This is a genomic window from Maribacter litoralis (genome assembly GCF_902506355.1).
In the GTDB taxonomy this organism is placed as follows: domain Bacteria; phylum Bacteroidota; class Bacteroidia; order Flavobacteriales; family Flavobacteriaceae; genus Maribacter; species Maribacter litoralis.
Genome location: NZ_LR733271.1, coordinates 663,299 through 685,971, shown reverse-complemented (window position 1 = coordinate 685,971; position 22,673 = coordinate 663,299). Strand labels below are relative to the sequence as shown.

Below are 22,673 nucleotides of genomic sequence, written 5' to 3'. Positions count from 1 at the left end.
TTAGGTTTAATGTTGTAAGAATTATCAAAAGATAACAGAACAATTTTGTGAAGATTGAAGTGAAAACAATCAAAAATTCTCAAAAAGGTTACCGCGTTAAATACAAAAATCCTTGATAATTTAAATCTTCTTCAGGTATGTAAATGGTATAAAAATAGACTCCGGTAGGTAAGCCTTCTTCAGCTCTAAAAGGCACGTTGTCCAAATTTGAAAAACCTACAAACTCATTGGTGTAATCGGTTTTCTCAAATACCTTTAATCCGTAGCGATCATATATTTGAACAAAATTACTGGAGAACTCCTCTAACTCTTCAACATAGAAAGTATCGTTAATGCCATCACCATTTACCGATACAAAGAAATTGTCAATAAAAAGAACATCTTTAGATAATGGTTCAAATGGTTTTTTTGATGACCCAAGAGTAATAGCTTCGTAATCATCTGGTATAAAAGATTCAGTAGAAACAAAACCTTCAGTTAATGTCCCCACAGGTACACTACCTACCAAGTTGACCCATTGTTGTGAAGCTTTGCTGTACCCTACAGGTATAACTTCATCTACATTATCCGTTAAACTTACTACAGTACTACGTTCGTTCCAACTTAAGGTTACTGTGGTTGGTACAGAACCTTCTAATCGCCAAAATTCAAAAGTATTTACCAATTCCACATCCAAATCCGTAGCATTGGTATCAATAAAACCAATGGGTGCAGGGGCATTATTAGGATTTTCGTAGAAATAAGCGCACTTGGCGAATAGGTTTACACTTTCGGAATTTATGATCAATGGTCTTAGATATTGAACGTCACCGACCGGAAAGCCAAAATTCTGTTGATTGGTAATGGCTGCATAACCTTCAATTTTACTAAAGTCATTTTCACCACTGTAAAATGAATTATCTACAAAGTTGTAAAAGATTTCTGGCGATGCTACAGGGGTAAGAATACTACCAAAAATAAAATTGGTGTTATTGGTGTTGTCCATACCAACATTAAGCTGCATATTATTTTCAAGGGCAATTTCCATATCATAGAATTGCGGTGTAATGTTCCCCGAAACCGTAATAAGCTCCGACCCATAAAAACCAGCTAAACCAAGGTTGTTGTCCATGGGAGATTCATTGATGAAATCGGTATGGAAACCTAAGGTAGCCCCTTCGTGCATGCGCATGCTGCCGTTGTTGTATAATGCGGTTTGGGCAGGAACAATTGCCGTACATAAAAAGAAAAATAAGAAGGCTATATTTTTCATATGTTAAAAGTCAGATATTGTGAAAAACCAATTTGAGTCACTTTCGTTGATAAAAATTTGAGGTACCAATATTGCACTTATAATTGCATTATGACCGTGATCTTCTACTCCGTTTTCTGTGCTATTTTCTACTTCTATTAATGGTTCTTCAGGAAAACTAATTACAGACATTTCTGTTGTGGATACAGTAAAACCATTAACTGTTTGATTCTGTAATTGAATTTTAAAATCAGGTGATACATTGAAAATCGTTAATTGTACTATGTAATTGGCGTCAGGACGTGGGGTGTCGAATGTTACCGTGTAATTACCCGCAGAGTTTCTTACTACGGTTGAATTAAGAATTTTAGCAGGAGTGCCATCGGCGTTTACTTTACCCATTGGCAAAGTAGCTATATTTGATGGATTTGCCCATGTAACATCACCAGCTGCGTTAGTTGTAAGTACTTGACCGTTTGCACCTGCTAATAATTTATCCGGAGTTACATTATCATCAAGGATTTTTGTGGTTGTAACGGCATTTTCCGCTAATTCAGCAGTATTTACACCTAATGGCGTTATGCCAATTGCATCTGTCGCTGAAATAGTAATGCCATTTCCTGCAGTATAAGTTGTTCCAGCTGTAGGTGCATTTATCCAATCGGTTTGCGTTCCGGTAGAAGATAATATTTGACCGGCAGTGCCTGATTCACCATCCTTGTCTAATAGCAAATTACTTACTTGAAGACTTTGATTAACTATAACATTCGTATTCCCTAATGTTGGTTCATCAATCCTCAAAGCCTGAACTGCACCTACATCAAAAGCAATTTCATCCGCTGCAGACCTATACATTCCAGTGTCTGGATCACTGGCGAAACGATATGTAACGACACCATCTCCAGCAGAAAACGAAGCTGCTCTTACTTGTCCACCAGAAACATGTAATTTAGTTGCTGGTGTATCTGTCCCTATTCCAATATTTCCAACTCCATCAAAACTTAAGTCAAACCCTGCTAATTGGTGAACTCTATCCTCTATTAAGGTTAAGTTGGCGTTAGATAAATTATCTCCAGCATTCAAACCATCAATTTCAGTCTGAATTTCTACGATGGCCGCCTGAACGTCATTACTAATAGTGTTACCAGCTGGTGTGAAGGGAACGGCCGCTGCGTTTTGGTTATCAGTATTGATGGTGTGGGTTAAGTCCGAAATTTGACTTTCTGTTATCGTAAGGTTTGTCTCATTGATATCAACCAAAATTTCATTGTTGACTGCATCTTCGGAAACGGCAATTTTATTTGAACCTGAATTTATACTTCTGAATTCAAGGTCGACACCATTCTTTTGAATAAAAGTCGGGACACCCGCTACACCTTGGTTAGAGGCAGTGTTTGTTTCACCTGTAATAGTAATCCCATCAATTTCGGTCTGAATTTCTACGATAGCTGACTGAACGTCAGTGCTTGTGGTGTTTCCGGTTGCAACAAAAGGAACAGCCGCTGCATTTTGGTTGTCAGTATTGACAAAACTATTATCAGCCAATTCATCGATAGCTGCCTGTGTTGTGGTCGCAGTTAAACCAGAAGTAGCATTGTCATAATCGACTTCACTTGCATTCTGATCATCATCACCTCCTCCAGGTGTGTAATCTGCCCATTCTACATTTCCAGTAATATTATTTGTAATTAAAACTTGGTCTTCGGTCAGTGTTCCTTGTGCAGGTTCGATTTTTGCTGGTGTAACTACACCAGGGTTAATAGTAAGTTCACCTAAATTATTCATGGTAGCATCTTTCTTAATAAAGGTCTCGGTTGCTACATTGGTATCACTACCAATTAAAATGTTTCCATTGTTTAAGTCAATAACTTGAGATGCATTAATAACATATGGGTCGTCACTAGAACCATCACCAGTTATATCTATTTTTACTCCTCCTTCTAAAACGGTTTCCGTTCCATCCACTACAGTGGCATCGGCTAAACTGCTTAGATCAACCTCGTTACCTGTGGTTAAAGGAGTAGAGATTGTAAGTATATTTGTTGCTTCGTTAAAGAAAATATCCTGAAGTTCATTCTGGTCATCCCCATCCCCATCATTATAAAAAGCGCCACCATCGTTTACACTGGTGGAAATTGAATTATTTGGGTCTTCACTTACAATAGTTTGTGCCGAACCGCCAACTGTATTGTCCACGTAAGTTTTAACAGCATTTTGCGTAGGGTATAAATTTGTAGAGTTTCCTAAGGTAACATCATTAGATTTATTGGCTAAATTTTCTTTAAGAGCCAAACCAGCTGTAACTATGGCATCAGTAGCAAAAGGTGATAGGTCTGCACTGGTGGCATCTCCATTTTCAATATTTATGGTAAGAATTTCATTTGCCAAAGTAGCATTACCTAAGTTTTGTTCATCTGTATCAATTGTTGGGTTAGGCAATGTAATCGTTCCACCATTTGTTAAACTAATTTCATCTCCAGCGGCATTAATGCTTAACTGCTGTAAATACGTTGATAAATCTATATCTGTATCATCATTTTCAAGGCTTAATATATTGTCATCTAAACTCAATTGTTGGTCATCTGAACCAATTAAAGCACCTAAACTAATGGTGGATACTCCTGCTATTGTAGACCTTTCGAGTGTAAGCGTTGTGTCTAATTTATTAAAGGTTAGATCATAAAAATCATTGGAATCTTCCCATTGTACAATACCATTTTCATCGGTCGTCAAAAGTTGATCTGGTACCGTATTGGCAATATCTTCAGGGGCAATACTGCCATCTCTAATTTCTACCGATCCAACGGCATTCTCACTTATTTCGCTAGATCCTACAGATGCCGCAGCCAGTTTATCTTGGGTAATGGAGTTGTCTTGTATATCATCGGGCCCAATACCGCCATCAATAATATTGTCTCCCAATATGCTGTTTTTGGCTACTTCTAAATTGTAACCGGCAGCAGATTCGGTAATCTCAATAGTACTTCTACCATTAATTATGGGGTCGTTGGTGATGCTAAAGTCTACGGCATCGCAAAGGTTGATCCATTGGGTACCGTCGTAATAATTAATGCATTCGGTATCGGTATTGTATACCATACCCCCACGTTGCGGGGTAATGGCTTCCATTTCTGCCGTGGTAACTCGGGTAATGACCAAAACTTTAGAGGTGCTTTCCAGCTCTAAAACAGATGAAGCATCTATATTTTGGGGGTTGTCTCCTATTTTAATTTGTCCGAATACGGGGGGTATAGCCAGTAAAATAAAAAAAATAAAGAAAATTATTGCTTTCATACTTAGTGTCTTATGACGAGAAAATAGTGAAAACAAAAATAGAATTATCTAGACAATACCATTTATTTATAAGTTGAAATAATGTTGTATTGGGTTAAAGAACATGTATTGTCGTTGTACCGCCTTATTTTTGCTTAAAGTTGCTGCCTTTTTAATTCTTGTTGATAAAGAAATTAACAAAAGTTTATTGACGGCTTTTTTTTTATAATGGTTACAAATCTTTTCTTTATCTTTTGAATGCCTCTATGAGTGGGGTGTTATCCCTTTTAATATACACTAAATGACCAGAAAATTACTTTTTTTATTAGTATTATTTACCGCTATATCGGGCTTTGCCCAAGATGATACCAGACGACCATTATTTGGTTCTGTAATCTATATGAATATTGGCGTACCCAATGAAAATGTCATCAACTCAACTTCTGAGCATGCCACAATTACCAATGATCAAGGGCAGTTTAAGATCAACGTAAAAGTGGGCGATCAACTGGTTTTTACTGCGGTAAACTACAATATAAAGGTAGTGACCATTACCGAAGAGATCTTGGCGAACAACCGCTTGGTGGTAGAGGTAAACGAAAAGGTGACAGAGCTTGACGAAGTGGTGATTACACCAGAGCAGCAAGAACGCTTCTTGCAAATGAGAAACGAGGAGTTTAAACAGCATGAGTACGAAATAGATCGTAGTACAGAGGTGGAGAATATAGCCATGTCTGAAGTTGATAGGGGGATGCAAAATGGCCTTAATTTTGCGAATATATTTAGGGCTATGTTTAAATCTCAAGATGAAGTTGCCGAAGAAAGGCCTAAGTTAAAGGTAAGTGAGGTGTTGCGTCAGGTTTATGACGATTCTTTCTTTGTGGTAGATTTACAGATACCTCAAGATAAGATCAATGAATTTTTGTATTACTGTGATGCCCGTATGCCGGCACAGTCTTTACTTAAAAAGGAAAATGAATTTCAGTTGATCGATGCTTTAGTGAATAATAGTAAAACGTTTCTTAAAGATTTAAATGAGGAGTAGACTCCTTATATTTTTTCTGTTTTCTGGCGGTTTTTCTTTTGCGCAAATTGGCGAATATAAGAAAATAGAGGGTAGGGTATATAGTGATGACGGTGATGTTGCCGCTACCCACGTAATCAATCTAACTTCTAAAAGAGCCAGTATAACAGATCAAAATGGGTATTTTGCTATTGCTGCAAAGCTATTTGATACTTTAGAATTCTCTGCCGTACAATACAAAAAGAAAATTGTAGTGGTCAGTTCGGCAATTTTTGAAAGCAAGCTCATTTCGGTTGGTTTAGAAGATGCTTTAACAGAATTGGATGAAGTAACGGTAACCCCTTATAATCTTAGTGGTAATTTGTTGGCAGATTTACCTACGTTGGATCTAGATCCAATAGTAACCGCATCTACCTTGGGGCTACCGAACGCCTACGTGAAAATACCCACAAAGGCAGAACGAGAGTTGTCTGCGGCAACCGCAAACCCCATAATGAGTTTTGATCCTTTGATCAATGCCATTACCGGGCGTACCAAAATGTTGAAAAAAAGGGTAGAGCGCAATAAACTTTATGACAGAACAGAGCGAGTTCGTAAATTTTATGCGGATAGTATTTACCAAAAACAGTTATTGATACCTGTTGATAGAATAGACGATTTTCTCTACTATTGCGAGGTTGATCCACGTTTTCAAAAAACAGTCGATACCCATGATGAAATAGCCATTTGGGAGTATCTACGACAAAAAAGTATACTTTACAGAGAGAATAATGCTTTGGATTAAGGGTGTTATATTTGGCATGTGCTTTGCTAATATGATATGAAACCATACAATATGAAAATTTTTAAACCAGTATTGGTATTATTGATACTTCCCCTTTTTGCCTTTGCCGGGGCACATAAATTCTACATTAGTGTTACCAATGTGAACTACTCGGAAAAAGATGAGGCCATACAGATCATTACCCGTGTTTTTATTGATGATATGAACGCGGTGCTAAAAGAGCGATATGGGTATACTGCAAATCTGGGCACCGAAAAGGAAAATGATGTAGATAAAGATTTTCTAGTAAAATATCTGAGAACAAAATTTTTGGTAGAGGTCAATTCAGAAAACGTAACCTACGATTTTATAGGCCATAAGTATGATAGCGATATGGTTATCTGTTACCTAGAGGTACCCAATGTACCACTTGCCACATTAAAACAAATCGGTATTACCGATGAAGTACTGACAGATATTTATGATGATCAGCAAAATGTGGTACATATGAAAGTAAAAGGCAAGAAAAAAAGCCATGTTCTTGTAAAATCTCGTCCTAAAGGAATGTTAAATTTGTAACATATATTAAGATATCCCTATAAAAACTTTAATTTTCGGACACTAAAAAAACCAAGTAATGATAAGAATAAAGTACGCATTCGCGTCTATTTTATTCCTTTTCGCCGGTGTAACCTTTGCACAAGAGACGGTAACTAAAGAAAAGGAACCTGGGCACTACAACCAGAGTAAGTTTAAGCAGTTATACGAAGAGTTTTCTACTCCCAACACCTACAGGTCTGCATCTGGTGCGCCAGGACCCGATTACTACCAGCAACAGGCAGATTATGTAATGGACATTCGTTTAGATGATAAGAATGCCAAATTATTTGGAGAAGAAACTATTACATATACAAACAATTCACCAGATGATCTAGAGTATTTATGGGTGCAATTAGATCAAAATGTGAGAGAAAAAGATTCTAAGGCAGCATTAAAGAACGGTAGCGGAATTTCTTTAGGTGATTCACCAGAAAAGTTTGTAGGTAACTTTATGACCGAGGCTTTTGATGGCGGATTCAATATCGATTATGTAAAAGATGATTCTGGTAAAGCATTGCCTTATACCATTAACTTTACCATGATGCGTGTAGATTTACCTACTCCGCTAAAAAGTGGCGATAAGTTTTCTTTTGATATTAAGTGGAACTATAACATACCTGATCATACGATAAATAGAGCTAGATCGGGTTATGAGTTTTTTGAAGAAGATGGTAACAGAGCCTATGTAATTGCACAGTTCTTTCCAAGAATGGCGGTTTATAATGATGTAGAAGGATGGCAGAACCACCAATTTTGGGGTAATGGGGAATTCGCACTTCCTTTTGGAAACTACGAAGTGAACATTACGGTACCGGCAGATCATATTTTAGATGGTACCGGTGTACTTCAGAACAGAAAAGAGGTATATACCAAAGAAATGATGCGTCGTTACGAGTTAGCTAAAAAGTCGTACGACAAACCTGTTATCATTGTAACCCAAGCAGAAGCGGAAGCAGCTGAAAAAGGATTCTCAGATAAAACAAAAACGTGGAAACTAAAAGCGGAGAATGTTCGTGATTTTGGTTTTGCAACATCAAGAAAGTTCATTTGGGACATGCAAGCGGTGAAATTAGGTAACAGAGATGTTATGGCCGTATCGATGTACCCAAAAGAAGGTAACCCGTTATGGGAAGAGTATTCTACAAAAGCTGTAGCGCATACGTTGAAATCTTATTCTTCGCATACGTTTGACTACCCTTATCCAAAAGCGATATCTGTACACGCTAAGCGTCAAGGTATGGAGTACCCAATGATCTGTTGGAATTATGGTAGACCAAATAAGGATGGTAGCTACTCAGACAGAACCAAATATGGTATGATCAGTGTAATTATTCACGAAGTTGGTCATAACTTTTTCCCAATGATCGTAAACTCAGATGAGCGTCAATGGGGATGGATGGACGAAGGTTTGGATACCTTTATGCAATACATGGCAGAGCAAGAATTTGGTGAAGCGTATCCAGAAGCTATTGCACCAAATGCAAAATACCCATCTAGAAGAGGAGACCCGGCGAAGATCGTACCTTACATGAGTGGTGATCAAAGTACCATTTCCCCAATTATGTCAAACCCAGAAAATGTTTTTCAACTAGGGCCAAACGCATACGGAAAACCTGCAACGGCATTGAATATTTTAAGAGAGACCGTTATGGGACGTGAGTTGTTCGATCATGCTTTTAAAACGTATTCTCAACGTTGGAAATTTAAACACCCAACACCAGAAGATTTCTTTAGAACAATGGAAGATGCATCTGCCGTTGATTTAGATTGGTACTGGAGAGGATGGTTCTATACTACCGATTATGTAGATATGGCCGTTAAGGATATTAAGAAATACTATGTTAGCGATAAGCCTAATAAAAAAATGAAAGCTTATTTAGCGCAGCGCGGTATACCAGAATCTAACTTGCCACCAATGGTATATTTAGAAGAGTATGGTGACACCGATATTGTTGCGCCAGAATTAAGGGATAACTTACCTTCGGAAACTTCTAAAACTCTAAAGGAGTTTATGATGGATAATATGACCGCAGCTGAAAGAGCGGCAATTAAAGAACCTAAGTATTTTTACGAAGTAACGTATAATAGCCCAGGTGGCCTACCAATGCCATTGATCGTTGAATATACGTATGCAGATGGTTCTGTAAAGAATGTAACCTACCCGCCAGAAATCTGGAGAAAGAATAGTAAAGAGGTAAGCATGGTTATTTCTTCTACATCAGAGTTAAAAGGTATACAGATAGATCCTAAAATGGAGACTGCCGACATTGACACTACTAACAATAGCTGGCCAAAGAAAGAGCAGGATAGCGAATTCGATAAAATGAAAGAAGGAATCAAAGGAAAATAATTAACAAAACATTTATTGAAAAAAGCCTCGTATAACTACGGGGCTTTTTTAATTTCGATACTAAACTTGTTTATATTTGTAGTATGATTGCTATGTATTCATTATTTATTAGTGGCGCAGAAATTTTCTTCATTATGTTTATCGTAGTGATGGTATTTGGTGCCGACAAAATTCCTGGAATTGCAAAGGGCTTGGGCAAAGGTATGCGCCAACTTAAAGATGCTACCGAGGATATTAAACAGGAGATTCAAAAAAGTGCCGACAAACAAGGCATAGACACAAGTTTTGTGACCGATATTAAAAAAGATATTGATGACATGAAACAAGATATTAGTTCTGGCTTAGGAACCGACGTCAAAAAACAAATTAATGACGTTAGTAAAAATATCAATGAAGTAACCGGCACGATCAAGAGAAAATAATCTACTATGTTAGATGAGATTTTACAATGGGATCGAGATGCCTTTGTCTATCTCAACAGTCTTGGTATAGAACAGTATGATGCTTTTTGGTCTACCGTTACCAAATTTCCTCCTTGGATTCCATTATTTGCACTTATTATTATACTTTTCTTTATAAAATTCCCGAAGAAAGATGCCTTGGCAATGATTTTGACCATATTGATTATGGCATATTTTGTAGCTACGGTAACAGATTTAACAAAGCATGTAGTAGCACGTTTAAGACCTAATAACGATGAAGAGTTAAATACACTGATCCGTATTTTAAGGAGTCCGTCTGGGTTTAGCTTTTTTTCTGGTCACGCCTCATCTTCTTTTTCTATAATAACGTTGACCGTATTATTTTTAAGACGGCATTTTAAATGGGTGTACCTATTTTATATATGGCCTATTTTATTTGCTATGAGTAGGGTGTACGTAGGTGTTCACTTTCCAATAGACCTTATGGTAGGTGCTTTGGTAGGTATATTTTCCGCTTGGCTGTTCTATAAATTATATGGCTTGATTATTTCACCCTACTTAAAGTCAGTCCGTCACGTATAGGCAAAAGAACCGTATCCAATAGTGGATGATCGCTCAATTTCTTATTGTAATCTAACAATACCTTTGTGGTAACATCTTTTGGGTTTAAGGGCTCTACCACTTTGCCCGACCATAATACATTGTCGGAAAGTATTACAGAGCCGGGTTTGGTTTTAGGTAATACAGCTTCAAGATATTTATCGTACTGTTTCTTTTCGGCATCGATAAAAATAAGGTCAAAGGTGATATCCATTTTAGGAATAATATCTAGGGCATTGCCCACATGTTGTACAATCTGTTCGCCATAACCGCTTCGGTCAAAAAAAGTACGCTGAATTTGTTCCAGTTCTGCATTGACATCAATGGTGTGCAGTTGGCCATTTTTCTGTAATCCTTCCGCAAGGCATAAGGCAGAATAACCTGTATACGTGCCAATTTCAAGTATAGTAGCAGGGTTTATCAATTTAGAAAGCAAACTTAGAACACGACCTTGAAAATGCCCGGTAAGCATACGTGGCTGTATTACTTTTAAATGGGTTTCTCGTGTAAGCTCCTGTAATAATTTAGGTTCTGGTTGAGAGTGGTCCGCTAAATAGTTTTCTAAAAGTGGCGATAAAAAATGCATGTGTTTCTTTTTGCAAAAATAGGGTTTTAAGCCTTAATTTAAGGGTCTGAAATAAGAGAGCGATGAATAATGAAATAGAAATAAGGGAAGCCGTAAAAAGCGATTTGCCCGTATTACGACTGCATGAACAAGAAGTAGTCAATGCAGAACGCCCCATGAACCCTACCATTAAGGAAAGTGGAGTTGTTTATTATGATTTAGAAGCGCTTATAGAGAACCCAAGAGCTACTGTTTTGGTAGCATGCCACGACGATAAAATAGTAGCAACAGGGTATGCTTTGGAAAAACCTGCAAGAGATTATCTTGACCATGAAACTTTTGCGTATTTAGGCTTTATGTTTACAGATCCAGCTTATAGGGGTAGAGGTTTGAACGGTAAAATTATTGATGCATTAATAGATTGGGCAACAAATGCAGGCTTAACCGAAATTAAGTTAGATGTATACAGCGACAATGATTCTGCCATACGTGCCTATGAGAAAAAAGGGTTTAAAAGACATATGATAGAAATGCGATTAAGAACCGAATAACATAAAGGATTGTTGGTAGTACTATCCATAATTCTGGGCATATGTTTACTTTTATATAAAATTAGCTATGGAGTTTAAAAATACGTTGGAATTTGCACAATCGTTAGATGCACAAGACCACTTAAGTACATATAGAGATGAGTTCATTTTTCCTAAGATAAACGGAAAAGAGGTTATTTATTTTACGGGAAACTCGCTAGGTCTTCAACCAAAACGCACGAAGGCTTTTGTTGATGAAGTGATGAAAGATTGGGCGGAATTAGCCGTAGAAGGTCATTTTTATGCCGAAAAACCTTGGTGGGACTATCATGAGCGGCTAGCTGAGCCATTGGCTAAAGTGGTAGGTGCTTTACCCGAAGAGGTTTCTGTAATGAATACCCTAACGGTCAACCTACATTTTTTGATGGTTTCATTTTACAATCCCACAAAAAAACGATTTAAGATCCTATGCGAGGAAAAAGCTTTTCCTAGCGATCAATACATGTTTCAAAGTCAAGTTCGTTTTCATGGTTTAGATTCCGACGAAACTATTGTGGAACTAAAAAAACGTGAAGGAGAACATCACTGGAGAACAGAAGATATACTTGCAAAAATTGAGGAGTTAGGCGATGAACTGGCACTTGTTTTAATTGGCGGAGTAAATTATTACAACGGTCAGGTAATGGATATGGAAGCCATTACCAAAGCGGGTAAAGCTGTTGGTGCCAATGTGGGTTGGGATCTGGCACATGCCGTTGGTAATGTTGAGCTAAAACTACATGAGTGGGATGCCGATTTTGCTTCGTGGTGTAGTTACAAATACATGAATAGCGGACCAGGAAATGCCTCTGGAATTTTTGTGAACCAGAAACACTTGAACAAAAAAGACATTCAACGTTTTGAAGGATGGTGGGGAACAAAAAAAGAAACCCGTTTTCTTATGAAACCCGAATTTGAACCTATGGAAAATGCCGATGCTTGGCAAATAAGTAATGTGCCCGTATTATCGGTGGCACCGTATTTGGCATCGCTGACCATGTTCGAAGAAGTAGGTATGGAGAAGTTGATTGCAAAAAGAAATTTGATCGTCTCGTATCTGGAATATATACTACATGAAATCGATAAGGAAGTAAATAGTTCTTTTGAAATAATAACCCCTAAAGATAGAGGTTGTCAATTGTCGGTATTTTTACACGGACAGGGAAAATCTTTGTTCAATTATTTAATGGAAAATGGTGTGGTTACCGACTGGCGTGAGCCTAACGTAATTCGTTTAGCACCGGCGCCTTTTTATTCTACCTATGAAGATATGTATCGTTTTGGGCAGATTCTAAAAGCGGGAGTATTGGCAAATTAGATTTTAAAGAAAATAGAGAATAGAAAAAAGAAAATAGAGAATAGAAAATAGATAATAGAGGATAGAAATGTATTCTTTTATTTCCAACAACCAACAACCAACAACCAACAACCAACAACCAACAACCAACAAACCAATACTAAATGAAATCATTACGATTAATTTTAGGGAATGCTAGATACTTCGGTCCTTCATGGGTTTTCGCAAGTATTAATATTCTTTTTGGTACTTGGGCAATTTATATACCTACGGTTAAAGAGTCGTTGAATATCAGTAAATCTGAGTTGGGTATTGCCATATTCTTTTTGGCTTTGGGTGTTTTTACGGTTTTTCCATTTGCTTCTGGTATTGTCAATAGGTATGGAGTAGGTAAGGTTACCTTCAGTGGCGTTATGATGAGCTGTACGGCTGCTATGTTGCCATTATTGGCACCAAATTACTATGTGCTCATGGTAGCTTTATTTCTTTTTGGGGCATCTAACGGTATCACCGATATTGCGATGAATACCCTTGTGACCGAAATAGAGAAAAAAGACAAGGTGAAATTCATGGCGGCATCACATGGTTTTTTTAGTCTTGGTGGTGTTTTGGCAGGTTTGGGTAGTTTTTTAATTGGACCGTTGTCAAATCCCGTACTACATATGTCCTTGGCTGTTTTGTTGGTCGTATTGGTCAATGTAAAATTTAGAAGTCAGTATTTTACTGAAGTAGCGGAAGAGGTAGAAAATGAACCCTTTAGTTTCGGACTCCTTAAGCCTTTATTGTTACTGGGGCTTATTTCATTTGTTGCTATGGGCAGCGAAGGTGCTATTGTAGATTGGAGCGGACTATATTTAAAGGAAATTGCATTGGCACCAGAGGCATTATGGGGATTAGGCTTTTTAGGTTTTCAGATAACCATGACCTTAGGGAGGTTTTTAGGTGATGGTATCAGCGATAAAATTGGGTCCGTCAAAATTGTTGCCTTAGGGGCAATTTTGGCAATAATAGGTTATTTTTTAGTACTCACGGCAAACGTTACGTTGAGTATTTTAGGTTTTACTATTAATGGATTGGGTTTTTCTGTCATGGTGCCCGAAGTCTTTAGAATAGGAGGTAATGTAAAGGGGATAGATTCCTCTAAAGGAATTGCTTTTATTGCCGGTACCGGTTATGCCGGCTTTTTGTGTGCGCCTCCAATACTGGGGTTCTTGGCGGAAAATTATAGCCTTACCAGAAGTTTTGTAGTACTATTGGCCTGCGGATTCTTAATTTTACTCTTTACATTGTTATTAAAGAAAAAGCGTGCATAAATTAGTTCTTGATATTGCTTCTTACCTTAAACTCATTAGAGGGGTCTTGCACTTTTTCAATGAAATCTAACATCTCATTTGTAAGTAGTAATTGATTTTGGGCATTCCAGTAACGCTGGTCGTAAGGGTATTTTATTTTGAACAAGTCTTTTGAGGTGCTCACGTTTTTCTTTACATCAAAATCACCTTCGTTATCTGATGTAGTGAGAATAAAGGATACATCGTAGTAGGAGGTATATGAATTTTTATCATCCGTCACCTCGACTTTTACATCATATTTTGCAGAAGCTATGTAATATCTATTTGTAATTAATGACTTGGATAGTGAAATTTCTTTTTCTATTGCAACTGTTCTAAACCTAATATTGCCATCTTTTTTATATGGACTATTTTTTGAGTTTATTACCATATACATTCTTTCAATTGCATTGTCGTCATTGTTAATGATGTAATGACCATTTATGATTTCATTATTAAATTCTGGTTTGGTATGAAAACTTAGATTGGTTTTACTGCCATTATTAAAAGTAGATTCGGTCAAATCAAAAGCGTCTCCAGTAGCGTTCATAGGAGTAAAATTCATAAATAGTTGGTAAAAAGTTTCAAAAATGAAATATACTTTCTTTTCATCTTTGACCAAACCTACTTTGCGCATATTGGTCAACTCAACCTTAAAGTCTTTTTTGTCGGGATTTATTTTTCCTGTATATAGAAGTGTTTTCCTTTCCAATTTTCCTTGAAGATCTTGTATGCGTGTAATTTCTCCATTATACCGTAGAACGCCTCTCAACAAAAATTTCTCTTTATAAGGGTAGATAGGATAGTTAAATCGAATAGAATCCCTTACTTTTTGCCATAGCGTTTTTTCATTGGTAACCGTAACTTCATTTAATTCTAATACACTTTTGTTGAGATAGATGGTGTCATTAATTTTTTGAAATACGGTGTGTAGTTTATCATACCCAACTCGGTAGATTGTAATGGAATCTAATGATGATGAAAATTGAAATCGCCCATCTTCATTGGTAATGGTATGGTCTTTAGAATTATAGATGCCAACAAATTCTAAAGGGGAATTATCGGCACTATCTATCACAATAGCATTAATAGTCTGTTGAGAATAGCCTATATATGAAAAAAGAAGAAGTGTGAAAAGGGATAATTTCATAATTGGTTATTTTTTTGGTAATTTTATCAAACTCCGTACCAATTTACCCGACACCACCTCTTGTTTGAAAAGTTAGAAATAGACTTTAAATTGTAGCCTTTATTTTAATTTTTAAGATTACTACTAATTTTGAAATCGTTTTCGGAGTCTTGTACTTTTTCAATGAAGGCTGTCATTTCATCAGTTAAAAGTAATTGGTTCTGTAGGTTCCAGTAGCTAGGTTTGTATGGGTAGTCTAACTTAAAAAGATCTTTGGTTGCATTTGCATTCTTAGCAACTTTAAAATTCCCAAAATTATCTGAGGTCATTAAAATTACGTTTAGGTCATGTTTTCCTTCGAATGATTTCTCTTCATCTGTAGTTGTAACCTTATAAGCTAGACTGCCTGAATCAAGATAATATTTATCTTGAATTTTTTTTAAAGAAAACATGAATTTTTTTATAGTCAGTCTTATAATAAAGCCATTTATTATTTAAAAAATTATCTACTGTTATAAAATATTCCATTTTAAACTCTTTTACAGCGGAATCCTTTGTTTCTAATATATAGTATCCTTTAATTTTTGTGGAGTCTGTAAATTGAGTAAACGCAATTTTTAAATTCTCACCTTTATTAAATTTATGCTCGGTAATGTAATATTTAGCTTTGGTTATTTTAATAGTAGTAAGCGAGTTATAAATCGTTTTTATTGAAGGGAAAACAAAGTTAGCATGTTTAGTATCAAATTTTAGACCTACTTTTCTCATATTGGTTAACTCTACTACAAAGTCTTTTTTCGATTCTTTTGAAGAATCATCCGTAAATATGTTTTTAATAGATAGCTTACCTGTAATATCTTCAATTCTTTGCATCTCTCCGTTATATTTGGATATTGCACGAAGCATAAACTTCTCTTTAAAGGGTTCATTGCTATAGTTTGTGTTCAGCGATTCATATACTTCTTGTAAAATTGATTTTTGATTTGTAACCACTACCTCATCTAATTCTAAAATGCTCTTTTCTAGAAATATAGTGTCTTTTAAGTTGCTAAAACTAGCTTTGATTGTTTCATACCCTGGTCTGTAAATTGTTACAGAATCTAATGATGATGAGAACTGAAAACGCCCATCTTCATTGGTAATGGTATGGTCTTTAGAATTATAGATGCCAACAAATTCTAAAGGGGAATTATCGGCACTATCTAACACAATAGCATTAATAGTCTGCTGAGAATAGCCTATATATGAAAATAGAAATAATACTAAAAGAAGTGGTTTCATGGTATGGTCGATGAATAAAGAGAGCTTCAAACTTTATACCACATTATTTCACCACGACCCCAGAAAAGTATAAAGAGAAATCAGCATCCGGTCTTTTGTGCATCATACTAATGTTCAATCCGTTTAATTCCTTGTAATCTTCCCAAGTGGTCGTCATATTTGGTTCAGACTGGTTTTCTTTTCTGTATACCCATTCCTTAATAATATAATCATCACCAAAATAATAATCATACGCATCGCCAGGGGTATAACCACCATCATTGTCATACACTGTGGTCAGTTTGTGCATAACAGATTTGCTTATGGGAGCTTCAACCCCTTCTGTGTGTTTGAAGGTGAAACTTTTTTGGTCCCACACCAATTGGTAAGGAGCCAAAAGCCAAAATTTGTCATTTACGAAACCTCCATCGGTAGCCGTCATAGTGCTGTCTACAGATTTTCTGTTGTATGATATAGTATCTTGTCTCGTCATCATGGTCACATCATTGGAAGCAGTTTCCCATAACCAAGTACGTTCAAAATGCTCATCTTCTCGATCTACATTGAAAGTGAATTTGATGCTTTCAACATCTTTCCAGTTTTGAAATCCGTTTGCATTGGCAATTTTTTCAAGAACGGTCAATTCCTTATCTTCGGCAACAGCAACTTTAGGTTTTTTTTGGTCGGTTTTACATCCTGTAAATACGCTTGAGATAAGTACGGAAAGAAGAATTAATTTTTTCATTTTCAGTAGATTTTCAAGTAAATATATCAATTACAGTATCTTTAACCTACTTTTATTTATTTGTAAACTCAATTATCAAGGTGACATTTCTTAAAAAGCTATGTTTTATAATCATTGGAAACCAGTTTGGTAATAAATCGGTTTCTAAAGGTGCACATGAAAAATTAACTGATAATGAGTTAATTGAGAGAATTGTCGCTAAAAACGATTCTTTATTATTTGGAGAATTATATGATCGGTATTCTCAATTGGTTTACAATAAATGTTTAGGATTTTCAAAGTCTAACAAAGAAGCGGAAGACTTAACCCAAGATATTTTTTTAATGTTATTTGTTAAGCTGGGTTCATTTAAGGGGAATTCAAAATTTTCTACTTGGCTGTATTCTTTCACTTATAATTTCTGTGTTAATTATGTGAACAGAAATAAGGAAAGAAAAATTAACGACAACTCCATTAAATATGATACCCAAGAAGATATACCTGTTGAAGTAACAGATGATCTTTTGCTACAGATGCAAGTAGATAAGCTTAAACAAGCTCTAGAATTAATTGGTCCGGAAGATAAATCTTTATTGTTGTTGAAATATCAAGATGGAGCATCTATCAAAGAATTGGAAAATATCTTAGATTTAAAACCAAGTGCTATTAAAATGAGGCTCAAAAGAGCAAAAGCGAAAGTAACGGAAATGTATAAAACCCTACCTTAATGCTAGAACAGGACAATAATCCATTTAAAAATTTACAAGGGGATCTTAAAGATGTTCCACCAGAACTGCGTAAAAAAGTTATGGATGATGTTGCTGCGGCTAAATTGGTTATGGAGTTGACCAATCTTTTTACGGGTAATTTCGCCTCAATTATTGAGAGCATGTTGAAAACAAATTCAAAACCTAACCAGAAATAATAGTAGTAGACCAGATATGGAAACAGTAGATAAGTGGAAAGACCTAACATTTGAATCTTTAAGTAATATTTTTAAAGATATTGCAGCGGCATTACCTGGTATTTTCGGTGCCTTTATAGTAATTGTCTTTGGGTGGATCATTATAAAAATAACCACTTTGGTTCTCAGAAAAATATTCAAGATCATAAAGTTGAGTAGCATATCCGAGAAAATCAATGAGGCAAAACTTTTCGGAGATGCCGATATAAAAATAGACTTGTCCAAGGTCATTGTAACCTTTGTAAAAGTATTGTTGTGGTTGGTCTTTATAATAGTGGCTTCAGATATTATGGGCTTGACCATTATATCTACGGAGATAGCCAACCTATTGCGCTATCTGCCAATTTTACTGTCTGCAATGGTCATCTTTATGTTAGGCCTGTTTTTGGCAAAGACAATAAAGGAGGCCATTATAAAAGTCTTTGATTCCATTGGTCTAAGCGGCGGTAAGCTTTTAGGTAATGTTTTATTTTACCTGATCATAATTTTTGTAAGTATAACAGCGTTAAACCAAGCAGGTATTGATACGCAGATTATTACCAATAATTTCACTATTGTGCTAGGTGCCTTCTTACTAGCGATTTCTTTGGCATTAGGTTTGGGGTCTAGAGAAATTGTTGGTGATCTTTTAAGAACTTTTTATTCTAGAAAGATTTACGAAGTAGGAGATAAGGTAAAAATCGGCGATTTGCAAGGTACCGTTATCGGTATAGATAATATTGCCATGGTATTAAAGACCAAAACGGGTAAAGTGGTTATACCAATTAAGAAAGTGGTAGAAAAAACGGTTGAAGTAGAAGAACAGCCCGAACCAAAACCAAAAGAGTAATTATTTTATAAAATTGAAATAGAATTGATGGTAATTAGGTGAACGATCGCCACATCTGTTTATATTTTAATTCATTAATTTTGTTAGAGATAAATAAACTTAAAATATGAGTTCTAAAAAAGGAAAAATTCAGGAAGCCATAGATGAGAAATTGCTGGAGGAAAGAAAAGTCTTCTTATGGGGTATGGTTGATGACGATTCTGCAAAACATGTAATTGATAGGTTGTTGTACCTAGATATGCAGAACAATAAAGAAATTCAATTATATATTAATAGTCCTGGTGGTTATGTAACTTCTGGTTTTGCAATGTACGACACCATAAAATCATTAAAGAGTCCGGTTTCTACAATCTGTAGCGGTCTTGCAGCTTCTATGGGTTCTATTTTATTATCGGTAGGTAAAAAAGGTAGAAGATTTATTCAGCCACATGCACAAGTAATGATTCACCAGCCAAGTGGTGGAGCAAGAGGGCAGGCTTCGAATATTGAAATACAGGCTAGAGAAATTATAAAGACCAAAGAATTAAGTGCACAGATATTAGCTGATAACTGTGGTCAAGATTTTGATAAGGTTTTAAAAGATTTTGATAGAGATTATTGGATGAATGCAGAAGAGTCTATTAAATACGGAATAGTTGACGGTATTTTAGAGTAGGCTATTATAACTTATAAAAATCAAAAAGTCCTTTACAAATTGTAAAGGACTTTTTTTGTGGTTAATCATCGTTTGGTGAAAAAATGTTGAATTTTATTTTGAGGCTACAATACCTTTTTTAATCTGTAGAATAGGGAATTCGGTTCTTCTGTTCAGCTCCAATTCTTCTGGGGTACAATCTTGTTTACTTGTACAGTGATTAATTGGTACTCGTTTTCCAAACCCTTTGTATGAAACTATCCTATCTTTAGATACACCGTTTTCAATGAGGTATTCGTAGGTAGATTTTGCCCTTCTTTCAGAAAGATTATCATTGTATGCATGGCTACCCACTGGATCTGTGTGCGCCTCTAATTTAATTATCATATCTGGGTAGGTAATGTTCATAACCTTAATTACCTTATTCAGCTCTGCGGCAGCATCGGGTCTAATATCACTTTTGTTAAAGTCAAAGTATATTTTATTGAGTCCAGCTAGTACTTTTAGATCTAAAACTGGTTCAAGAACAATATCTTGTCGCATTATTTTTTGAGCCTTTGGAGTAGATGCCGTGTTGAAGAAAACATTTTTATGTGGGTGGGTTTTTCTAACCGCCTCTATCATATAAGTAGTTTTTCTATTCACCGGAAATCTATAATAACCATTTTCATCTGTTGTGGTCTGTGCCACCAAGGTATTGGTGATTTGATCAAATAATTTAACGGTAACACTATCCAGCATTTGATTGTTTACCCCGTCAACAACGTAACCTTCAACATCTAAAGCAGGGGTAAATTTAAATTTATAAATATCGTCACTACCAACACCGCCTTCTCTGTTCGAACTTACATAACCGTCTAATCCATTTGGTAACCCGTAATAGGCAAAATCATCACTAGAACTGTTTATAGGTGTACCCAAATTTATAATATCTATTACCTCACCATCTTCATTTGAAATGGTTGAAAAAACATCTAATTGACCAAAGCCAACATGACCATCTGAACTAAAGAATAATTTACCTTCTTCGTTAATGAACGGAAACATTTCGTTTCCTTCGGTATTAACAATAGGACCTGCATTTATTGGGGTTTGTATACCTCCACGTTCATGAATTTCTGCATAGTAAATATCTGTACCGCCGTATCCACCAGGTCTGTCGGAAGCAAAATAAATACGTGTTCTGGCTTGGTTTACAGATGGGTGACCTGTAGAATAATAATCACTGTTCATTCTTAGGTTGCTGTTCTCTACCCACTCACCATCTACAAATTTGGCACTATATATTTTAAGGTTGATTTCATTTGATGCCCCATAACCTTCTTTTTTGTCATAGAAATTGTTTCGGGTAAAATACATGATAGTGTCGTTCTTATAATCTGTAGAAAAAGCGACTGAACTTTCATGGAATTTGGTATTGATATCTCCTTTTAAACGAATAGGTTCCGACATTGGGTTATCTTCTTGTACAGCAAAAAGATCTAGCCAAGGTTCATCGTTCCAGCCGTAAGTTTCACCGGTTACCACATCTCTTCGTGATGAAGCAAAGTATATATTCCCTAAAAACCTAAACGCTCCAAAATCACTATCGGCAGAATTAAAAGATACTGGTTCTACTTCATATCGTTGTCTACTGTTAAAGACAACCGAAGCCAAATTACCATCCTTTAAAAATCGTTTTACACGAGAATCGTTCTTATTATATTTTTTATATTTTTTCAACCAAACTTCTGACTCCTCTAAATCGCCATTGGCATATAGAGCCATGGCATATTTAAAATAGTAATCTGTAGGTAAGGTGGCATTGTTGATGACTGCCTTAAAATGCGGAATCGATTTTTTATAATCGCGAATCAACAAATAACATTCTGCCAATTGCTGGTGTGCATACTCTGCATTGAAATCGGTTTCGACCATTCTTTCATACTCTGGTATTGCCAAAGAATATGAGAATTTACTAAAATAGTAATCAGCTTTTTTTTGTGATGCAATTTGTGCAACGGTAAATTGCCCTACTAGAAAAAGTAGCGTTAAAAGCACCAAATTTTTATAATTTTTCATCGTATCGATTTTAAATTATTAGAAATATCTTGGGGATTTTACAGGACCTAATACCTTTTTGGTAAGTTCGAAAATTAAAATAATTTCATGCGTACCACCAGTATATGGTCTTACAGATGATGTTGGTAGATCATAAGCATAACCAATTCTAAAATCTCTAGAAACTTGGTAGTCCATCATAGCACCAAAATTAGATGCGTCGTTCACTCTGTAAGAAGTACCGATCCAAAATTTTTCATTGAACAAAAAGTTAATGGTAAAATCATAGGTTGCCGGTGCACCATTGGTAAATTTCGTAATAATGGTAGGCTTAAAAATAGTAGTTTCTGATAGATCAAAAACCAAACCACCAATTGCGTAGTAGCTATTACGTTCTATAGCTTCAAACTCGCCCTCGTTCAAATCTGTATTTAATATTCTTGGAGATGAAATACCGGCATACCATCTGTTGGAGCCAATATAAAAACCAGCGCCAAAATTAGGATTGATACTATTAAAGTTAGCGTTGAAAAATTGATCGTTGGGATCAGGATTTTCTAGGTTATAACTTGTGAAACCTCCTTTAAGTCCAAAACGCATTTTTACTTGCTGACTTACTGGAACGGTATAGGAGAAATCCCCATAAAAATAATTAGTGCTTTCAAAACCTAAACGGTCATTGATGTACGATACGCCAATACCGATCTTTTCATTTTTTAAGGGAGAATGTACAGATAATGTACTGGTTCTAGGGTTTCCTTCTAAACCTGCCCACTGGTTTCTATGTAGTATTGTTGCATTTAAGGTTTCTCTACTACCCGCATACGCAGGGTTAACAGAAATGGTATTATACATGTACTGTGTAAACTGAGGTAATTGTTGTGCACTTACAAAGGCACCGGTACATAGTAATATGGCTAAAAAGAAATTAGCTTTTTTCATGGTTATGTTTGGGTTTAGCTTTTTAGGGCTATATGTTAATTAATAAGTAGGTTAATCTTATATAAACAAATTTAAACGCTCTTCTTATATACTGAAAAATTAACGGTTGACGCTCCTAATTATTCG

Annotated in this window: 22 protein-coding genes; 13 read left to right on the top strand and 9 right to left on the bottom strand. The window is 35.9% G+C overall.

What is annotated here, in order from left to right; genetic code table 11:
* Positions 1–88: 88 nt before the first annotated feature.
* Positions 89–1,252 carry a gliding motility-associated C-terminal domain-containing protein gene (locus EXIGUO8A_RS02800; protein ID WP_159301847.1) on the bottom strand — a complete coding sequence of 388 codons (1,164 nt, stop codon included), beginning with the start codon at positions 1,250–1,252 and terminating at the stop codon, positions 89–91.
* 3 nt (positions 1,253–1,255) lie between these two features.
* Positions 1,256–4,525, bottom strand: coding sequence for a beta strand repeat-containing protein (locus EXIGUO8A_RS02795; protein WP_159301846.1), 3,270 nt, complete (start codon positions 4,523–4,525; stop codon positions 1,256–1,258).
* A gap of 280 nt (positions 4,526–4,805) precedes the next feature.
* Here EXIGUO8A_RS02795 and EXIGUO8A_RS02790 point away from each other — a divergent pair, with 280 nt between their 5' ends.
* From EXIGUO8A_RS02790 to EXIGUO8A_RS02765, 6 genes are all read left to right on the top strand, one after another.
* Complete coding sequence (locus EXIGUO8A_RS02790; RefSeq protein WP_116769998.1) at positions 4,806–5,549, top strand: peptidase associated/transthyretin-like domain-containing protein; 744 nt, start codon at positions 4,806–4,808, stop codon at positions 5,547–5,549.
* Entirely contained in the window at positions 5,539–6,312 is a 774-nt protein-coding gene (locus tag EXIGUO8A_RS02785) for a carboxypeptidase-like regulatory domain-containing protein (protein ID WP_236564420.1), read from the top strand. The genes EXIGUO8A_RS02790 and EXIGUO8A_RS02785 overlap by 11 nt, the downstream gene beginning before the upstream one ends.
* A 51-nt stretch (positions 6,313–6,363) precedes the next feature.
* A complete protein-coding gene (locus tag EXIGUO8A_RS02780) occupies positions 6,364–6,870 on the top strand; it encodes a DUF6702 family protein (protein ID WP_159301845.1) in 507 nt (168 codons plus the stop codon).
* A 58-nt stretch (positions 6,871–6,928) separates the two neighbouring features.
* A complete protein-coding gene (locus tag EXIGUO8A_RS02775; protein ID WP_159301844.1) occupies positions 6,929–9,241 on the top strand; it encodes a M1 family metallopeptidase in 2,313 nt (770 codons plus the stop codon).
* Between the two features lie 83 nt (positions 9,242–9,324).
* Positions 9,325–9,663: a twin-arginine translocase TatA/TatE family subunit gene (locus tag EXIGUO8A_RS02770; protein ID WP_116769996.1), complete on the top strand. Its 339-nt coding sequence runs from the start codon at positions 9,325–9,327 to the stop codon at positions 9,661–9,663.
* A gap of 6 nt (positions 9,664–9,669) precedes the next feature.
* Positions 9,670–10,245, top strand: a complete 576-nt coding sequence (locus tag EXIGUO8A_RS02765; RefSeq protein ID WP_116769995.1) for a phosphatase PAP2 family protein — start codon at positions 9,670–9,672, stop codon at positions 10,243–10,245.
* Here EXIGUO8A_RS02765 and EXIGUO8A_RS02760 read toward each other — a convergent pair.
* Entirely contained in the window at positions 10,208–10,849 is a 642-nt protein-coding gene (locus EXIGUO8A_RS02760) for an O-methyltransferase (RefSeq protein WP_116769994.1), read from the bottom strand. The two genes, EXIGUO8A_RS02765 and EXIGUO8A_RS02760, sit on opposite strands and share 38 nt — an antisense overlap.
* Before the next feature lie 62 nt (positions 10,850–10,911).
* On the opposite strand from EXIGUO8A_RS02760, the gene EXIGUO8A_RS02755 reads away from it, so the two are divergent.
* From EXIGUO8A_RS02755 to EXIGUO8A_RS02745, 3 genes are all read left to right on the top strand, one after another.
* Positions 10,912–11,379: a GNAT family N-acetyltransferase gene (locus EXIGUO8A_RS02755; RefSeq protein WP_159301843.1), complete on the top strand. Its 468-nt coding sequence runs from the start codon at positions 10,912–10,914 to the stop codon at positions 11,377–11,379.
* 67 nt (positions 11,380–11,446) lie between these two features.
* Positions 11,447–12,715, top strand: a complete 1,269-nt coding sequence (gene kynU, locus EXIGUO8A_RS02750) for a kynureninase (protein ID WP_159301842.1) — start codon at positions 11,447–11,449, stop codon at positions 12,713–12,715.
* A 143-nt stretch (positions 12,716–12,858) separates the two neighbouring features.
* Positions 12,859–14,007 (top strand): MFS transporter, encoded by a 1,149-nt coding sequence (locus EXIGUO8A_RS02745; protein ID WP_159301841.1) that lies wholly within the window; start codon positions 12,859–12,861, stop codon positions 14,005–14,007.
* A gap of 1 nt (position 14,008) precedes the next feature.
* Here EXIGUO8A_RS02745 and EXIGUO8A_RS02740 read toward each other — a convergent pair whose 3' ends face one another.
* From EXIGUO8A_RS02740 to EXIGUO8A_RS02725, 4 genes are all read right to left on the bottom strand, one after another.
* On the bottom strand, positions 14,009–15,175 hold the full coding sequence (locus EXIGUO8A_RS02740; protein ID WP_159301840.1) for a peptidase associated/transthyretin-like domain-containing protein: 1,167 nt from the start codon (positions 15,173–15,175) through the stop codon (positions 14,009–14,011).
* Between the two features lie 104 nt (positions 15,176–15,279).
* A complete protein-coding gene (locus EXIGUO8A_RS02735; RefSeq protein ID WP_159301839.1) occupies positions 15,280–15,606 on the bottom strand; it encodes a hypothetical protein in 327 nt (108 codons plus the stop codon).
* A complete protein-coding gene (locus EXIGUO8A_RS02730) occupies positions 15,578–16,435 on the bottom strand; it encodes a peptidase associated/transthyretin-like domain-containing protein (protein ID WP_159301838.1) in 858 nt (285 codons plus the stop codon). The genes EXIGUO8A_RS02735 and EXIGUO8A_RS02730 overlap by 29 nt, the downstream gene beginning before the upstream one ends.
* Before the next feature lie 43 nt (positions 16,436–16,478).
* Entirely contained in the window at positions 16,479–17,159 is a 681-nt protein-coding gene (locus EXIGUO8A_RS02725; protein WP_159301837.1) for a hypothetical protein, read from the bottom strand.
* Positions 17,160–17,239: 80 nt separating this feature from the next.
* Here EXIGUO8A_RS02725 and EXIGUO8A_RS02720 point away from each other — a divergent pair, with 80 nt between their 5' ends.
* The 4 genes from EXIGUO8A_RS02720 to EXIGUO8A_RS02705 all read left to right on the top strand — a co-directional run bounded on the left by EXIGUO8A_RS02720 (position 17,240) and on the right by EXIGUO8A_RS02705 (position 19,586).
* Positions 17,240–17,866: an RNA polymerase sigma factor gene (locus EXIGUO8A_RS02720; protein ID WP_116769988.1), complete on the top strand. Its 627-nt coding sequence runs from the start codon at positions 17,240–17,242 to the stop codon at positions 17,864–17,866.
* Positions 17,866–18,063, top strand: coding sequence for a hypothetical protein (locus EXIGUO8A_RS02715; protein WP_116769987.1), 198 nt, complete (start codon positions 17,866–17,868; stop codon positions 18,061–18,063). The genes EXIGUO8A_RS02720 and EXIGUO8A_RS02715 overlap by 1 nt, the downstream gene beginning before the upstream one ends.
* A 16-nt stretch (positions 18,064–18,079) precedes the next feature.
* Complete coding sequence (locus tag EXIGUO8A_RS02710) at positions 18,080–18,931, top strand: mechanosensitive ion channel family protein (RefSeq protein ID WP_159301836.1); 852 nt, start codon at positions 18,080–18,082, stop codon at positions 18,929–18,931.
* A 106-nt stretch (positions 18,932–19,037) separates the two neighbouring features.
* On the top strand, positions 19,038–19,586 hold the full coding sequence (locus EXIGUO8A_RS02705; protein ID WP_058105935.1) for a ClpP family protease: 549 nt from the start codon (positions 19,038–19,040) through the stop codon (positions 19,584–19,586).
* A 93-nt stretch (positions 19,587–19,679) separates the two neighbouring features.
* On the opposite strand, the gene EXIGUO8A_RS02700 is transcribed toward EXIGUO8A_RS02705, so the two are convergent.
* Together EXIGUO8A_RS02700 and EXIGUO8A_RS02695 are read right to left on the bottom strand one after the other, a co-directional pair.
* Positions 19,680–21,626 carry an OmpA family protein gene (locus EXIGUO8A_RS02700; protein ID WP_159301835.1) on the bottom strand — a complete coding sequence of 649 codons (1,947 nt, stop codon included), beginning with the start codon at positions 21,624–21,626 and terminating at the stop codon, positions 19,680–19,682.
* 18 nt (positions 21,627–21,644) lie between these two features.
* Entirely contained in the window at positions 21,645–22,547 is a 903-nt protein-coding gene (locus tag EXIGUO8A_RS02695; protein WP_116769984.1) for a PorP/SprF family type IX secretion system membrane protein, read from the bottom strand.
* Positions 22,548–22,673: the final 126 nt, after the last annotated feature.

Coding starts and splice junctions, on each gene's coding strand:
- EXIGUO8A_RS02800 (WP_159301847.1), bottom strand. CDS start 1,252: ATGAAAAATATAGCCTTCTTATTTTTCTTTTTATGTACGGCAATTGTT.
- EXIGUO8A_RS02715 (WP_116769987.1), top strand. CDS start 17,866: ATGCTAGAACAGGACAATAATCCATTTAAAAATTTACAAGGGGATCTT.
- EXIGUO8A_RS02775 (WP_159301844.1), top strand. CDS start 6,929: ATGATAAGAATAAAGTACGCATTCGCGTCTATTTTATTCCTTTTCGCC.
- EXIGUO8A_RS02745 (WP_159301841.1), top strand. CDS start 12,859: ATGAAATCATTACGATTAATTTTAGGGAATGCTAGATACTTCGGTCCT.
- EXIGUO8A_RS02795 (WP_159301846.1), bottom strand. CDS start 4,525: ATGAAAGCAATAATTTTCTTTATTTTTTTTATTTTACTGGCTATACCC.
- EXIGUO8A_RS02725 (WP_159301837.1), bottom strand. CDS start 17,159: ATGAAAAAATTAATTCTTCTTTCCGTACTTATCTCAAGCGTATTTACA.
- EXIGUO8A_RS02740 (WP_159301840.1), bottom strand. CDS start 15,175: ATGAAATTATCCCTTTTCACACTTCTTCTTTTTTCATATATAGGCTAT.
- EXIGUO8A_RS02710 (WP_159301836.1), top strand. CDS start 18,080: ATGGAAACAGTAGATAAGTGGAAAGACCTAACATTTGAATCTTTAAGT.
- EXIGUO8A_RS02770 (WP_116769996.1), top strand. CDS start 9,325: ATGATTGCTATGTATTCATTATTTATTAGTGGCGCAGAAATTTTCTTC.
- EXIGUO8A_RS02790 (WP_116769998.1), top strand. CDS start 4,806: ATGACCAGAAAATTACTTTTTTTATTAGTATTATTTACCGCTATATCG.
- EXIGUO8A_RS02760 (WP_116769994.1), bottom strand. CDS start 10,849: ATGCATTTTTTATCGCCACTTTTAGAAAACTATTTAGCGGACCACTCT.
- EXIGUO8A_RS02785 (WP_236564420.1), top strand. CDS start 5,539: ATGAGGAGTAGACTCCTTATATTTTTTCTGTTTTCTGGCGGTTTTTCT.
- EXIGUO8A_RS02735 (WP_159301839.1), bottom strand. CDS start 15,606: ATGTTTTCTTTAAAAAAAATTCAAGATAAATATTATCTTGATTCAGGC.
- EXIGUO8A_RS02780 (WP_159301845.1), top strand. CDS start 6,364: ATGAAAATTTTTAAACCAGTATTGGTATTATTGATACTTCCCCTTTTT.
- EXIGUO8A_RS02765 (WP_116769995.1), top strand. CDS start 9,670: ATGTTAGATGAGATTTTACAATGGGATCGAGATGCCTTTGTCTATCTC.
- EXIGUO8A_RS02700 (WP_159301835.1), bottom strand. CDS start 21,626: ATGAAAAATTATAAAAATTTGGTGCTTTTAACGCTACTTTTTCTAGTA.
- EXIGUO8A_RS02755 (WP_159301843.1), top strand. CDS start 10,912: ATGAATAATGAAATAGAAATAAGGGAAGCCGTAAAAAGCGATTTGCCC.
- EXIGUO8A_RS02730 (WP_159301838.1), bottom strand. CDS start 16,435: ATGAAACCACTTCTTTTAGTATTATTTCTATTTTCATATATAGGCTAT.
- EXIGUO8A_RS02705 (WP_058105935.1), top strand. CDS start 19,038: ATGAGTTCTAAAAAAGGAAAAATTCAGGAAGCCATAGATGAGAAATTG.
- EXIGUO8A_RS02695 (WP_116769984.1), bottom strand. CDS start 22,547: ATGAAAAAAGCTAATTTCTTTTTAGCCATATTACTATGTACCGGTGCC.
- kynU (WP_159301842.1), top strand. CDS start 11,447: ATGGAGTTTAAAAATACGTTGGAATTTGCACAATCGTTAGATGCACAA.